The sequence below is a fragment of the uncultured Ferrimonas sp. genome (genome assembly GCF_947489035.1).
GTDB lineage: Bacteria > Pseudomonadota > Gammaproteobacteria > Enterobacterales > Shewanellaceae > Ferrimonas.
In genome coordinates this window covers 139,143-153,581 of the sequence record NZ_CANLCI010000007.1, presented here as the reverse complement: position 1 = coordinate 153,581, position 14,439 = coordinate 139,143, and the positions used below count along the sequence as shown (strand labels likewise).

10 protein-coding genes are annotated in these 14,439 nt (G+C 55.6%); 1 reads left to right on the top strand and 9 read right to left on the bottom strand.

What is annotated here, in order from left to right; genetic code table 11:
• Window positions 1-206: 206 nt before the first annotated feature.
• From Q0796_RS06745 to Q0796_RS06710, 8 genes are all read right to left on the bottom strand, one after another.
• A complete protein-coding gene (locus Q0796_RS06745; protein ID WP_298441366.1) occupies window positions 207-1,430 on the bottom strand; it encodes an AMP-binding protein in 1,224 nt (407 codons plus the stop codon).
• 17 nt (window positions 1,431-1,447) lie between these two features.
• Window positions 1,448-2,269, bottom strand: a complete 822-nt coding sequence (locus Q0796_RS06740; protein ID WP_298441364.1) for an ABC transporter ATP-binding protein — start codon at window positions 2,267-2,269, stop codon at window positions 1,448-1,450.
• A 66-nt stretch (window positions 2,270-2,335) separates the two neighbouring features.
• Complete coding sequence (locus tag Q0796_RS06735) at window positions 2,336-3,583, bottom strand: ABC transporter substrate-binding protein (RefSeq protein WP_298441362.1); 1,248 nt, start codon at window positions 3,581-3,583, stop codon at window positions 2,336-2,338.
• A gap of 137 nt (window positions 3,584-3,720) precedes the next feature.
• Complete coding sequence (locus tag Q0796_RS06730; RefSeq protein WP_298441360.1) at window positions 3,721-4,794, bottom strand: branched-chain amino acid ABC transporter permease; 1,074 nt, start codon at window positions 4,792-4,794, stop codon at window positions 3,721-3,723.
• 17 nt (window positions 4,795-4,811) lie between these two features.
• Complete coding sequence (locus Q0796_RS06725) at window positions 4,812-5,705, bottom strand: branched-chain amino acid ABC transporter permease (RefSeq protein ID WP_298441358.1); 894 nt, start codon at window positions 5,703-5,705, stop codon at window positions 4,812-4,814.
• Window positions 5,702-7,660 carry a long-chain fatty acid--CoA ligase gene (locus tag Q0796_RS06720; protein WP_298441357.1) on the bottom strand — a complete coding sequence of 653 codons (1,959 nt, stop codon included), beginning with the start codon at window positions 7,658-7,660 and terminating at the stop codon, window positions 5,702-5,704. The genes Q0796_RS06725 and Q0796_RS06720 overlap by 4 nt, the downstream gene beginning before the upstream one ends.
• Window positions 7,660-8,457: an ABC transporter ATP-binding protein gene (locus Q0796_RS06715; protein WP_298441356.1), complete on the bottom strand. Its 798-nt coding sequence runs from the start codon at window positions 8,455-8,457 to the stop codon at window positions 7,660-7,662. Before Q0796_RS06715 ends, Q0796_RS06720 begins: the two co-directional genes overlap by 1 nt.
• A 131-nt stretch (window positions 8,458-8,588) precedes the next feature.
• Window positions 8,589-9,626, bottom strand: coding sequence for a DcaP family trimeric outer membrane transporter (locus Q0796_RS06710; RefSeq protein WP_298441354.1), 1,038 nt, complete (start codon window positions 9,624-9,626; stop codon window positions 8,589-8,591).
• Window positions 9,627-9,852: 226 nt separating this feature from the next.
• Here Q0796_RS06710 and Q0796_RS06705 point away from each other — a divergent pair, with 226 nt between their 5' ends.
• Entirely contained in the window at window positions 9,853-13,350 is a 3,498-nt protein-coding gene (locus Q0796_RS06705) for a PAS domain-containing hybrid sensor histidine kinase/response regulator (protein ID WP_298441352.1), read from the top strand.
• Window positions 13,351-13,434: 84 nt separating this feature from the next.
• Here the strand turns inward: Q0796_RS06705 and Q0796_RS06700 are convergent, their stop codons facing one another.
• A complete protein-coding gene (locus Q0796_RS06700; protein ID WP_298441350.1) occupies window positions 13,435-14,082 on the bottom strand; it encodes a response regulator transcription factor in 648 nt (215 codons plus the stop codon).
• Window positions 14,083-14,439: the final 357 nt, after the last annotated feature.

Genomic DNA, 14,439 nt, shown 5'->3' with positions numbered 1-14,439 from the left:
GCAGTGCCATCGAAGCTCGCCGCAGGCGACAATAGCTACCGCGCAGCAACGCCAACAGTTAACTAATACACAGCCAAAAAAAAGCCGGCTAGGAGGAAGCCGGCAAACCAAGGGTACGGCGAGAGGGGGTGCCGCACTGGGTGGGAAACAGATCAATCCGGTGACGGGCGGGGGGCAGCATTGGCAGCCCCCGCACGGCGCGCAAGTTAGCGTTGATCCTCAATCACAATGCCATCACGTGCCAGCGCCTGTGGCGCCACCAGCTCAACGTCGCCGCTGAGCTTAGTCAGTGCCTTTAAACTGGCGCTGATCGCGGCGGCGTCCAGCACCGTATCTAGCTCCGGCTCGCAGCGCAGCAGCATCTTATCGTTGCCGTTTTCTTGCCGTACCAGCAATCGCACCGCCGCCAGCCCCGCCACGCTTTGTCGTAACCGCTCTAACTGCTGCGGATGCACAAACAGTCCCTTCACTTTGGTGGACTGATCCGCGCGCCCTTGCCAGCCAAACAAGCGCTGATTGGTGCGGCCACAGCTGCTCTGCCCCGGCAACAACGACGACAGATCGCCAGTAGCAAAGCGCAGTAACGGGTACTCCGGATTTAAGCGGGTAACCACCACTTCGCCCACTTCACCGGGCGCCACCGCAATGCCCGTGCCGGGGCGCACAATCTCAACGATGATCTCCTCCGCCAGCACCAACCCTTGATTACGCACGGTTTCGTAACCAATTAAGCCAACATCGGCGGTGGCGTAGGCTTGCACTGCATGGATGTCGGCCTGTTCAAACTGGGCTTGCAACGGCGCCGTAAGCGCTTCGCCCGTCACTAACGCTTTACGCAGGGAAGTTAAATCACGGCCTTGAGCCGCCCCTTTATCCAGCAGGATTTTCAAAAATGAGGGGGTACCGCAATAGCCGTTCGGCTTCAGCTGTTCAATCAAATCCAGCTGCTGTTCGGTGTTGCCGGGGCCGGCGGGGATCACGCTACAGCCACACGCGCGAGCACCGGAATCCAAAATAAACCCGCCGGGGCTCATGTGGTACGACAGGCAGTTTTGCACCACGTCGCCTTTGCGAAAACCAGCGCCAAAGAAGGCTCGACCCACCCCCCACCAGTCGTGACGGGTATTTTCTGGCTCGCAAATCGGCCCCGGCGATTGGAATAAGCGCGACACCGTGCTCATGTTCGGCACAATGCCCGCCAGCGGCGGCTTCGCTTGCTGCAGCTGAGTTAAATCACTTTTTCGCAGCACCGGCAGCGCGGCTAAGGCGGTGCGATCCGCCACCGCGGTCAGATCAAACTCGTCCAGTTGCTCGCGGTAATGGCTGCTGTGCTCGCTGATGTACGCTAAGAAAGCGGGCAATCGCGCCAGCAAGTTCTGCTCGCGATCGCTGCTGTTTTGCTGCTCAGCGCTGTCGTAAAATTCACTCATCGGCTTGCCCCTATCAATTACAACCAACGCTTACGGCGTTTGTAAGACTTCAAATTCTTAAAGCTTTTGCGCTCTTCATTGCCGCCGCCAAGATAGAACTCTTTTACGTCTTCGTTTTCCAGCAGCTGCTGTTTGGTGCCGTCCAGCACAATCTTGCCAGACTCCATGATGTAGCCGTAATCCGCCGCTTTCAGGGCGTAGTTGGCGTTTTGTTCCACCAACAGCATGGTGATCCCTTGCTCTTTGTTGATCTTTTCAATGATGCCAAACACCTCTTTCACCAGCAGTGGCGACAACCCCATCGACGGTTCGTCTAAGCAGATCATCTGCGGGCGCGCCATCAACGCGCGGCCAATGGCCAGCATCTGTTGCTCGCCACCAGACAGGTAGCCCGCCAAGCCCGTGCGCTCTTTTAAGCGCGGAAAGTAGTCAAACACCATGTCGATGTCTTGCTGGATCTCATTGTCGCTGCGGGTGTAAGCGCCCAGTTTCAGGTTTTCAATCACCGTCATGTCTTCAATGATGCGGCGCCCTTCCATCACCTGAAACAACCCATCGCGCACCACCTGCTCCGGCGCTTGGGTGTCGATGCGCTTGCCCTTGAAGTGGATGTCGCCACGGGTTACGGCGCCATCTTCGGTTTTCAACAAGCCCGAGATCGCTTTTAAAGTGGTGGATTTGCCCGCGCCGTTCGGCCCAAGCAGGGTAACGATCTGGCCTTGTGGCACCTCGATACTGACCCCACGTAATACCTGAATCACTTCGTCGTAGACCACTTCTATGTTGTTGATCACCAACACCGACTCTGCCGGTTTAAGATCCACTGCTGCTTCTGCCATCGGTTTACCCCTTACAATTTGGAAAGTGCGGCGGGTTGATCCCGCCGCGTACTGCTTAAGATCGGATCAGAAACCCAACCAGTCGGAGCGACGCTCTAGGGTCATCTGGCTGACTTTTTCAATCTTCACATCGCCAGCGTTGTAGTTGCCTTTGTAGATGTTGACCTGATTGATGCCGCGGTGATCCTCTGGCGTCCAAGTGGCCGCTAAGCACACCCCTTCTAAGCCAGCAGGCACCCAATCCTTGGTGGCGTACATGCCTTGACGCACGTTCTCGCCAGTGATGCCGCCATTCTTCTTGGCCCACTGCATCGCTTCTTTCATGAAGTACACAGAACACACGCCGCGCATGTAGTGGTGAACTCGTTCTTGTTTGCCTTCTGGATCAGAAACCTTAGAGATCTCACGCACCAGCTCCATGCCCGGCACTTGATCGGTCCAGAACGCGCCCATGGTTGGGAAGATGTAGTCTTTAATGCCATCGCCCGCCGCTTCAAAAATCAGTCGATCGCCGCCCCAGATGTTGGCCATAAACTGCAGTTCGGTGCCCACGGTGTTGCACGACTTCACCAAGCTCATTACTGAGCTGCCCAAGTTGCCCACGTAGCCGTAGTTGGTGCCAGAGCCTTTCAGGCTTAAACATTGCGCCTTAAAGTCGCCGGGCTTCATCGAGATCACCACTGGCGGCATCACCTCAAAACCCAGCTCGGTTGCGTAGGCAGCGCAAGCCGCTTTCGGGGCATTCGGGTAAGGGTGGTTGGCGCCAATGTGGGTAAACTTCGGCTGATCGGTATTGCCTTTGGCTTTCCAATCTTGCGCTGCCCACTTCACCAAGCCACGACAAGAATCAGAGTAAGAGGCACCGTAGAAGAAGTTGTAAGGCGCTGGCTTCTTGGTTTTTGGGTTCTTGCCCATGGGATCGGTCAGGTGGCCGGAATAAGAGGCCGAGTACACCGGCACCTTATCTTTGGCCACAAACGAGATCAGCGCTTCGGTGTCAGCGGTGCCCCACCCCTGCATCGCCACCATGTTTTTGCGTGATTTCCACTTTTTGTAAGACGCGATAGCCTGCGGCACCTTGTAGGCGTAATCGATGGTTTCGAATTCCAATGCCGTGCCGTCAATGCCGCCATTCTTGTTGATGTAGGTCAGCGCATCACGTACCCCATCGGCGTACATCTTGCCCACAAAGGCGGTGGGGCCAGACATGTCCGCCAAATGGCCAACAAAGACCGAGTCTTCCGCGGCCACGTTGTGGCTCATCGACAGTGCCGCAACGGCCATGGCACTGCAAAGTAACGATTTCTTATGCATCTTTACGATCCTTCTTATTTTTTGCGGCGCTCAACCACCATGGCTGAGGCCAACCGGGGTAACTATTGCTAGCTACGGTTTCCTTGCTAAACGTCGCCACAGGACCGCTTAACTGTGGCAACGGAGATCCGCTTGCATTAGTAAGCGAACGGGTAAAACTTCCAGTAGTTTTTGATCTGCTGCCAGCGGTGGGCCAAGCCCTCGGGTTCGAAAATCAAAAACAGAATGATGACTAAACCAATGGCCATCTCTTTGAGGTACGCCAAGCCATCGGTGATCATGGGGGTGTTGCCCCAATCGGTCATCTTGACCAGGCCAACCCCGCCTTCCAACGCTTCCGGCAGCAGCACAATAAACACACAGCCCATCAACGTGCCCTTAATCGAGCCCAAGCCGCCGATGATCACCATCGCCAAGAACTGCACCGACATCATCAAGGTAAAACCTTCCGCGCTGACGTAGCCCAAGTAGTGGGCGTACAGCGCACCACCGATGCCCGCGTAGAACGAGGAGATCCCAAAACTCAGCAACCGGTACTTGTTCAGTTTTACCCCCATGATCTCCGCCGACAGGTAGTGATCGCGCACCGCCACAAAGGCACGGCCGTCCCGTGAACGCATCAAGTTGCAGCCCCACAGGTACATGAAGACCAACGCAAACAAGGCGATGTAGAAGAAGCTTTCATCGGTATCAAAGGCGAAGCCAAACAGGGTGATGGGCTCAGCCATTGAGCCGTAGCTGCCGCCAGAGAACCATTCCGCTCGGGCAAAGAAATCTTCCAAGATGAACTGGGCTGCCAAGGTGGCGATGGCCAGGTACAAGCCCTTGATCCGCGCCGCTGGCATGCCAAACATCATCCCCACCCCCATGCTGAGGAACCCCGCCAGCGGAATGGTTAGGAACACCGGGATCGCAAACTGGCTGCTTAACCACGCCGAGGCGAAGGCACCAAAGCCGAAGAACGCGCCGTGGCCCAGTGAGATCTGGCCGGTAAAGCCCACCAGAATGTTCAGGCCTAAGGCCGCAATGCCGAGGTAACTCACCTGAATGAACAGGGTCAGGTAATAGGCATCCAGTACCAACGGCGCTAAACACGCCGCCGCGATGGCTAAGATGGCAAAACCGCGTACCGTCTTGGTTTCATAAATGGTGTTGTCTTGCTTGTAACTGGTGCGGAAGTCTCCGCACGGACGCATGGCCAAACTGGACATAACGTACTCCTTGTCTGTTAGATCCGTTCGATGTCTTTAGTGCCAAACAGGCCGTAGGGTTTGAACCACAAAATCAGCAGCAGCACATAGAAGGGGGCGATGTCGTACATGTTGCCCACGTGCAGGTATTGGCTGTCGAAGAACTCCGCCACGTTTTCCAATACGCCGATGATGATGCCGCCAACAATGGCGCCGACGATGGAATCTAAGCCGCCCAAAATCACCGCTGGGAACACCTTGATGCCAATCACCGACAGCGAATCGGAAACGCCGTTCACCATGCCGATAACCACACCCGCGGTGGCCGATACGGTGGCGGCGATGCCCCAGCTCATGGCAAACACCTGCTTCACGGAAATGCCCAGACTCTGCGCCACCTGTTGATCGAACGCGGTCGCTCGCATCGCTAAGCCATGCTTGGAGTATTGGAAGAACAGGTAGAAACCCACCATGATGAACAGCGCGATAATCGTGCTCATCAGGTACGCCAGTTCGATGTTCAGCCCAGCAATGGTGATGCTTTGGGTATCAAACACTTGCGGGAAGCTTTGCGGCGCCACCCCGAAGATCCATTTGGTTAACGCTTGGAAGAAGATCGACAAGCCGATGGTGACCATGATCACCGAGATGATCGGTTCACCAATCATTGGCCGCAGCACAATCATCTGCAGTGCCACCCCAAACAGCGCCATAAAGCCCAAGCTCAACAGGAAGCCTAAAAAGAACGGCAGTTCCAGATACACCAGCAACGCCCAACACGCCCAGGCCCCAATCAGCAGGAATTCACCTTGGGCGAAGTTGACGATCTGGGTGGACTTGTACACCAGCACAAAACACATGCCGACCACACCGTAAAGCAGGCCAACAATCAGGCCGTTCACGATCAATTGCAGTAACAGTTCAAAATTCATGATGCTCTCCGTTGTTCAGCGCTGGGCTGTGCGATGGCGTTGTCCTCAATCAAGGTGGCCACCTCCAACTGGGTTTGAATGCGCGTTTTGGTGCCATCTTGGAAGGTGATAACGGTATCGATATCCACGTTCGACTGACCGCCGTAAATCGCATCGATGATGTCACCGTACTTCTCGGCGATCACACCACGGCGCACTTTACGGGTACGTGTCAGCTCGCCGTCATCCGCATCCAGCTCTTTGTACAACAGCACAAATTTGTGGATTCGCTGCGCTTCCGGCAGGCTGGCATTCACCTTCTCGACCTCTTGCTGCAGCTTTTGGTACACCTCTGGCAGGGTCGATAAGTTGGTGTAGTTAGTGAACGCTAAGCCTTGCTGCTCGGCCCACTTCGACACAATCGAGAAGCGAATGCACAAGATGGCCGACAGGTGGTTGCGGTTCTTGCCTAAGATCACTGCCTCGCCGATAAACGAGGAGAACTTCAGCTTGTTTTCGATGTACTGCGGCGAGTACTGCACGCCGGCGCTGGTGTGGGCCAGATCTTTAATTCGATCAATCACCACCAAATGCCCGGCGTCGTTGAAGTAACCGGCATCGCCGGTGTGCATCCAACCGTCTTTGACGTCTTCGGCGTACGCTTCTGGGTTGCCCAGATAGCCACAGAACATGCCTTCGGTTTTGGCCACCACTTCGCCTAAGCCTTCAGAATCGGTGTTGATCACCTTCACTTCGGCGTTATCAAAGGCCACGCCAACGCTGTCGTAATCCACGTCGTCTTCTTGGTGAATGGTGTAAGCGCCACACATCTCGGTTTGGCCATACAGCTGACGCAGCGGCACCCCGATGGCTTGGAAAAAGCGGAAGGTGTCTGGCCCCATCGCGGCGCCACCGGTGGCGGCGGATTTTAAGAAGGAGAACCCCAACCGATCCCGCAACGCCTTCATTAAAATCAGATCCGCCAAGGTGGAGCGTTTGCCTTGCTCTAACGCTTGCTCGGCGCGCTTTAAGCCATAATCAAACAGCTTTTGCTTTAAGGGGGTCGAGTCCATCATCCGTGCCTGAACGTCGGCCAAAATGCCTTCCCACACCCGCGGTGCCAGCAACACAAAACTGGGGCCGATTTCACGCAAGTCGGCCATCATCGTTTCTTGCTCTTCCACAAAGTTGACGATTTGACGGGCGATCAACGCCTGACCGACGGCATACACCTGCTCCATGATCCACGGCAACGGCAGTACCGAAACGTAGTTGTCGCCGGGATCGCGAGGATCGGCGCGCAGGTAGGAACAACAGTGCTGCACAAAGGGGCCGCCTTGCAGCAACACAATCTTTGGCTTGGAAGTGGTGCCCGAGGTGGTGCAGTAGATGGCGATCTCTTCTGGAGTGGTGCCATCAATTTGGGCGTCGATGCGGCGTGGGTCGTGCTTATCCACATCGGCACCAATGCGATACAGTTCGCGCACATCCAGTAAGCGGGGATCGTCGTACTTACGCATGCCGCGCGGATCGCAGTAAACGATGTACTTCACGTCTGGGATCTGATCCCCAAGCTCCAACAGTTTGTCGCACTGCTCTTCGTCTTCGGCAATCACCACGGTGGCGCCCGACAAATTCAGCAGGTAGGCCACCTCTTCATGCAGCGAGTCTTGATACACCCCCAACGAGTAACAGCCCATGGCGTGCGCGGCCACTTCGCCCCACACCCATTCTGGGCGGTTATCGCCCAGCAACGCGACGGCGTCTTTGGCTTTGATGCCCAGTTCCAATAACCCGAGGGTCATCCACTTCACGCGGTCGTAATAATCCGACCAAGTAAACTCATTCCAGATCCCAAACTCTTTTTCTCGCATGGCAATGTCGTTCGGCCACTGCTGCACATTGCGTCGCAAGATTTTGGGGAAGGTGTCCAAGTCGCCTAAATCAAAGCGCTTGTCGGCTACGTTGCTGCTCATCAGCTGGCCTCCTCAACGATGCTGTCATCTTCTAGGCCCAGATAAGCGCGCTTAACGTGCTCATTGGCCATTACTTCGTCTGGCAAACCGGTGATCAGCTTCTTACCAAAATCGAGCACCATCACTTCGTGGGAGATGTCCATCACCACCCCCATGTCGTGCTCAATCATCACCACGGTGATGCCAAACTCTTCGTTCAGATCAAGGATGTAGCGCGCCATATCCTCTTTCTCTTCCAAGTTCATCCCCGCCATCGGCTCGTCCAGCAGGATCAACTTGGGCTTCAGCGCGATCGCCCGGGCCAGTTCTACGCGCTTACGTAAGCCGTAAGACAAGGTGCCCGCCACGGATTTACGCACGTGGGTAATGTCGAGAAAATCGATGATCTCCTCCACTTCTCGGCGGTGCGCCAATTCCTCTTTTTGCGCTGGCGAGGCCCAGTACAGTGGGCCGGTCAGCCAGTTGTTTTTCATCAGGTGGTGACGACCAACCATGATGTTGTCCAGCACCGACATATGGCCGAACAAAGCTAAATTCTGAAAGGTACGCCCCATGCCCAGATCGGCACGGTCGTTCGGACGCAAGTGGGTAACGTCTTGGCCATCGAAGATGATCTGCCCTTTTTGTGGACGATAGCGCCCAGAGACAGAGTTCAACATCGAGGTTTTGCCGGCACCGTTGGGGCCGATAATGGAGAACACGCTGCCGCGCTCCACCGCAAAACTCACATCGGTAAGGGCTTTAACCCCACCAAACGCCAATGAGACGTCATTCACCGTTAAGATTGGATCTGACATAGCTAGGCTCCTAATACTCGCTAACAACAGGCCGCAGTTAGCCCGCCCTTGCGGGTGCACAAATGAAAAAAGAAACAGGAGATAAGTGGTGCAAGATGGCGGGCGCTACCTCAGCCCGCCAGAAACGAGAGTTACAGGGTGTAGCGCATCGAGAACTGACCGTAGAACGAATCGGCGTTGGCGTCCTTCATCTCGAAATTACCCACCTCAAAGCCAACCGCTAACTCTTTGGTTAGGTTGTCAAAGATGTTAACGCTCCACTGAGCACGTTCAACGTCGGTGATGTCGGTTTCCGCGTAGCCATACAGCACCGTAGAACGCAGGGTGTCGTTCCAGTAATGGCGATAAGCGGCCAAGAACGAGGTGGTTTCTTCAACCTCTTCCCCAACCAGATCCGTTGCGGTGGTCACCGTGGTGTAACGACCGGTTTCACCTAAGTGCAACTGGAAGCGGAAATCGTCTTTCCCCATCGAGTTGATGCGACCGGCCAGCGAGTAACCAAAGGCGCTTTCGCTGTTACCACCAACGGTGTTGAGCTGACGCGCCAACAACGACGCCGACACATTACCCCAGTCGGCTTTGTGGGTGTATTTGCCGATAAAGTCTGGCACGCCATCTTCGCTTGGATCACCACCGAAGGATTCTGGGTTTTCTATCGCCAGTTGGAAGCCGCCATTGCTGTAGCGGATCTGACCTTGACGAATGAACGATAAGCCCACCGTTGCCCCAGCAAAATCCGCACTTTCTGGAATGGCCGAGGTGTTCATGTAGGTGGTCCAGGTTTGCCCCACCAACCAGTCTTGGTACTTGATAAAGGCATGGCGCAAACGCGGATGATAGGAGTTCGAGATGATCTCGTTACCGCCACCACCATACAGATCGAACTCTAAGAAGCCGGTAACGTCGCCGTGGGTGTAGGTGGTATTAAAACGGGTTTCATTGGCAAAGATCTTAAATTGGCTCTTATCTTCACCTAGCGGGGTACCGCCACCAATCCAAAAATCTCGATAGGCCACATCACCATCGACGTAACGGGTATCAATCTTGATGTAACCGCCGAACTTGAGCTTGTTGCCATCGCCTAAATCAAACTCATACCCAGCCAGTGCCGGCGAGGCACAAGCCAGCAATGAGCCTGCGACAACCAGTTTCTTGCAGTGTGAAATCATCTTGCATCTCCTGTTATGTTCTATGGCAAACATCAGCAAAATGGGCGTGGGGCTCAATTGGGAAAAGGTATTAGTGACAAAGTCTTAAGACTAAAGTTGTAGGGTTTTACGCTTGGCGAGGGCGATTCAAAACGGGGGGGGAGCTGGGCGCTAGAATGTGCCTCACCCCTGTGTTACAAGTGAAACTAATAGCAATAATAACAGCGTATTACCACGGAGGGTGGCGATGTTTGCCAATTGGCTTTTGGTGCTGGTGAGCGTGGGCTACATCGGCCTGCTTTTCTTAATCGCTTTTTTAGGGGATCGCTTACGCCACCGCCTGACGCCCACCCATCAACGTTGGATCTACGCCTTATCCTTAGGGGTGTACTGCACCAGTTGGGGCTTCCTCGGCACTGCCGCTCAAGCCGCCCGCGGTGATTTTTCGTACATTCCGGTGTACCTTGCGCCCATTTTGATGTTCCTGTTTGGCTGGCGCGTGATCCAGCGCATCATCGCCGTGTGTCTGCGCCTGAACATCACCTCGATTGCCGATCTGCTGGCCGCCCGCTTTGGCAAATCCCAGCCACTCGCCGTGCTGGTTACGGTGGTCACCCTCATTGGCACCCTGCCCTATCTGGCCCTGCAACTGAAAGCCATTGTTGGCTCTTACGAAGTGCTGCGGCAAACGCCATCGCTGGATCAATGGCAACTGGGCTTGCTGGTTAGCGTGGTGCTCACCGGCTTCACCATCATTTTTGGGGTGCGCGCCATAGATGTAACCGAACGTCACCCTGGCGTGATGGTGGCCATCGCGTTCGAATCGCTCATCAAGCTGTTGGCGTTCTTATTGGTGGGGCTGTTTGTCAGTTTTGTCGCCTTTGATTCACCGCAACAGATCTGGCAATTGGCCACCACCGCAGAAGCACAGTTGTTTAGGCAAAATCAGCACGATTTGCTGTCGTTGGTGGGCTTAGGCTTGATCGTGTTTAGCGCTTTTTTGTGTCTGCCGCGCCAGTTCCAAGTCACCATGGTGGAATTACGAGATCAGCGCCACAGTGGCCTCAGCCGCACCTTGTTCCCAATCTATATTTTGGTGTTCGCGCTGTTGGCCGCGCCGCTGGGGCAGGCGGGGTTGCTGCTGTATGGCGATACCCTACCGGCGGATTTTTATGTGCTGTTTCTGCCCGCCGCCCATGGCCACGCTTGGCTGAGCTTGCTCAGCTTTTTAGGGGCGATATCCGCCGCCAGCGCGATGGTGATCATCTCAACCATCGCCTTATCCACCATGCTCAGCAACGAGGTGGTGTTTCCTGCCCTATTCCACTCCAGCGATCTGGATAACACCCAGTTTGAGCAGTTCCGTAATCGCTTGCTGCTGGTGCGTAAAGCGTTAGTGATTGGGGTAATGGCGTTAAGTTTTAGCCTGTACCAAGTGGCACCACCGGATGCACTGGCCTCTTTAGGGGAAGTGGCCTTTGGGGCCATCGCCCAAATTGGCCCGCCCCTGTGGGCGGCATTTTACTGGCGAAGAGTCAGTCTGGCCGGCGTCTTTAGCGGCATTTTGGTGGGATTCTCGCTGTGGCTGGTGCTGAACTTTTTGCCGCAATTGGGGCTCTACCCGCACCCATTTAACGACTCGCCCTACTCCAAAACCACCATCGCGACCCTGTTTGGCTTAAGCGTAAACATGCTGATGATCCTGATGGTCTCGCGCTTAACCCGCCCCACCGTGCAAAGCAACATGCAGCGCGAGCACTTTTTAGGGCCGCAACAACTCACCAGCTTTGAGCAGATCTCGCATCAGCACTTTGAACCACAAGAGTTGGAGCAGCTCGCGGCGCGTTTTGTTGGCGCCGACAAAGCCAGCCAAGCCTTTACCACATTCACCCGCCAGCATCGCGCCAGCACCAACAAACAGCGGCAACAAGCGCTCTTGCCCTTTAGCGAGAATTTGCTGGCCACGGTAATGGGCTCGGCTTCCGCTCGCTTGGTGATCTCCTGCGCCATTCAGGGGCGCGACATCGCCTTAGATGAGATGGCCCAGCTGGTGACCGAAGCCAGCCATCAACGCACGGTGTACAGCCACTCGGTGCTGCAAAGCGCCATCGAAAACGCCAACGAAGGCATTTCGGTGATCGATTCCAATTTGGCGTTAGTGGCTTGGAACCGCGGCTATCAAAAGCTGTTTAATTATCCGTTGCAGCTGCTGCAGATCGGCACCCCAGTGCGGCAACTGATCGAGCACAACCTGCGCGAGCAGATCTCCGATCCTGCCGAGCTGCGATTTCAGGTAGAAAAGCGGGTTGAGCTGCTGAAACAGGGCAGCCGCCACAGCACCGAGCGGCAACAGCCCGATGGCACCGTGGTAAAGATTGAAGGCAACCCGATCCCCGACGGCGGCTTTGTGATGCTGTTTACCGACATCACCGTGTACCGTCAGGCCGAGCAACTGCTGCAAGAGAAGAATCTGGATCTGGAATCCCGGGTGTCCGAGCGCACGCGCAAACTGGAAACCGCCAACCGTCAGCTGGCGCAATCCAACGCCGAACTGGCGCAGGCGCATGCCTTGGCACAACGGGCCCACCAACAAAAAAGCCAATACCTGAAAGCCTGCAGCCACGATCTGCTGCAACCGCTGTCGGCAGCACGGCTCTTTTCTTCGTCGTTACTGGCAGACAAACAGCTGGGCAGTAAACAGCGCAAGCAACTCGCGCAGATCGATCAATCCTTGGCGGTGGCCAACGAACTGCTGGCGGATCTTAACCAAATCGCCCGCATCGATTCCGGCACGGTGCAGCCCAAACAAGACAAATTCCCGCTGCAACCGTTACTGCAAAGCTTGGCCGATGAATTTAGCGCCAGTTGCGACGCCAACCAGATTGAACTGCACACCGTTGCCACCCGCATGTGGGTAAAAAGCGATCAAGCCTTGTTGCGCCGCGTGTTGCAAAATCTGCTCAGTAACGCCTTCCGTTATGCCCGTGGCAGTAAGGTGCTGCTGGGGTGTCGCCGGGGCGAACAGTTAGAAATTCAAGTGATCGACACCGGCCCCGGCATTCCGCCAGCACAGCAACAAAAGGTGTTTGAACAGTTTACTCGACTGGAAAGCGCCGCTGCCCAAGCGCCAACAGGGCTAGGCTTGGGGCTCAATATTGCGCAGGGGTTGTCGCATTTGATGGGGCATACGCTGACGTTACGATCCCAGCCTGGTCACGGCTGCTGTTTCAGCTTGGCGCTGGAAGTGGCGCCAAGCCAAACCCAAGCCCCAGTGGCGCCACCGCAGCGCAATAGCCTCAGTGGCGTGCGGGTGCTGTGCGTGGATAACGAACCCGATGTACTGGCGGGCATGACCGCCCTGCTGGAACGTTGGCACTGCCACATCACCACCTTTAGTGAAGGGGCCGATGCCATCGCAAAAGTGCAGCACAGCCCCGATGAGTTCGACATCATGCTGGTGGATCATCAACTGAACCACGGCGATAACGGCCTGCACCTAATGGCGCAATTGCAGCAATTAAGCCACTGCGAATTACCGGGGATCTTAATCACCGCCAACACCGATCCAACCTTGCATCAGCAAGCCAAGCAAGCGGGATTTGGCTATCTGCCCAAGTTGATTAAACCGCTGGCGTTACGCAGCTTGATGAGCGCCATGCTGGTGCAGCGTTTGCAACAAAACTATGGCCATACCGAGCGCAGCCACAGCGATCCCCACACCGATGAGATCATCGATGTGGGCTGACCACCCTGGCGGGGCTCAGTCGCTGGAATTAATTGGGATCCGCTGGCAGAGGAAAAAACAGCGACACACAATGGCAGGCGTCAGTTAGCCATAGCTGGGTTCTTGCTGGCTTTGATTAAAGGCGATCACCGCTTGGGTTCGGGTGCGCACCCCCAGCTTTAAAAAGATGGCACTGGCGTGGGCTTTAATGGTGGCTTCCGATAGCCCTAACTGGGCGGCGATCTGCTTATTGAGCAAGCCTTCCGCGAACATCAACAGAATTTTATGCTGCTGTTTCGACAGGCTGTCGATGCGCTGCACCATCTCATCCAGTTGTGGATCGGGGCTAAGGCTAACCCCATCCGGCAACCAAGTAAGCCCCAACAACACCGTATCAATCGCGGCCACAATGTGCTCAACCGGCTCGGATTTCGGCACAAAGCCGCTGGCGCCTAATTGCATGGCGCGATTGATGCTGTTGCCATCGCCCTGCCCAGAAACCACGATCACGCCAAGCTGTGGATACTGCCGCCGTAACATCGCCAAGGTGGCAAAGCCGTTGCTGTCAGACAGGTTCAGATCCAGCAAAACCAGCTCCACATCCAGATGCTGTTGCAGCAGCTGCTTCAGTTCTGCAGCGCTGTTCGCGCACAGCGCCTGTGCGTTGGGGTATTGCTGGCTTAACAAGCCATATAAGGCTTGCTGAAACAGCGGGTGATCATCGGCAATGATCAACTTATCTAAATGCGCCATAGGGGTGTGCTAAATGCTCCGTGCCGTCACTGCGGTAACGCAATCGCTGCCGCTACCTTCCTTCTATCATGCCCTACCATGCCACATCGCAATCAGAAGCGAATCGATAAAACCGCCAAGCCGCGTGGGGCTGTCGCTAAGCTGCCACCCTCGGATGCCGCCAAAGCCATCGTGGCCGCGGTTTGCATCGACATCAGCCCGATTCAGATTCACTGGTCTAACCAGACTTTGGTCGCAGACGCCATAGCCACCATGGCATCCCCGCTGCCCAACTCAAGCCGAGTGACGGGAAACCGCGGCCATAAAAAATGCCCGCAAGCATCGCTGGCGGGCATGTCTGCTGGCGGCTTCAAGCGC

Coding starts and splice junctions, on each gene's coding strand:
- Q0796_RS06740 (WP_298441364.1), bottom strand. CDS start 2,269: ATGGCAGAAGCAGCAGTGGATCTTAAACCGGCAGAGTCGGTGTTGGTG.
- Q0796_RS06745 (WP_298441366.1), bottom strand. CDS start 1,430: ATGAGTGAATTTTACGACAGCGCTGAGCAGCAAAACAGCAGCGATCGC.
- Q0796_RS06735 (WP_298441362.1), bottom strand. CDS start 3,583: ATGCATAAGAAATCGTTACTTTGCAGTGCCATGGCCGTTGCGGCACTG.
- Q0796_RS06725 (WP_298441358.1), bottom strand. CDS start 5,705: ATGAATTTTGAACTGTTACTGCAATTGATCGTGAACGGCCTGATTGTT.
- Q0796_RS06700 (WP_298441350.1), bottom strand. CDS start 14,082: ATGGCGCATTTAGATAAGTTGATCATTGCCGATGATCACCCGCTGTTT.
- Q0796_RS06705 (WP_298441352.1), top strand. CDS start 9,853: ATGTTTGCCAATTGGCTTTTGGTGCTGGTGAGCGTGGGCTACATCGGC.
- Q0796_RS06710 (WP_298441354.1), bottom strand. CDS start 9,626: ATGATTTCACACTGCAAGAAACTGGTTGTCGCAGGCTCATTGCTGGCT.
- Q0796_RS06730 (WP_298441360.1), bottom strand. CDS start 4,794: ATGTCCAGTTTGGCCATGCGTCCGTGCGGAGACTTCCGCACCAGTTAC.
- Q0796_RS06715 (WP_298441356.1), bottom strand. CDS start 8,457: ATGTCAGATCCAATCTTAACGGTGAATGACGTCTCATTGGCGTTTGGT.
- Q0796_RS06720 (WP_298441357.1), bottom strand. CDS start 7,660: ATGAGCAGCAACGTAGCCGACAAGCGCTTTGATTTAGGCGACTTGGAC.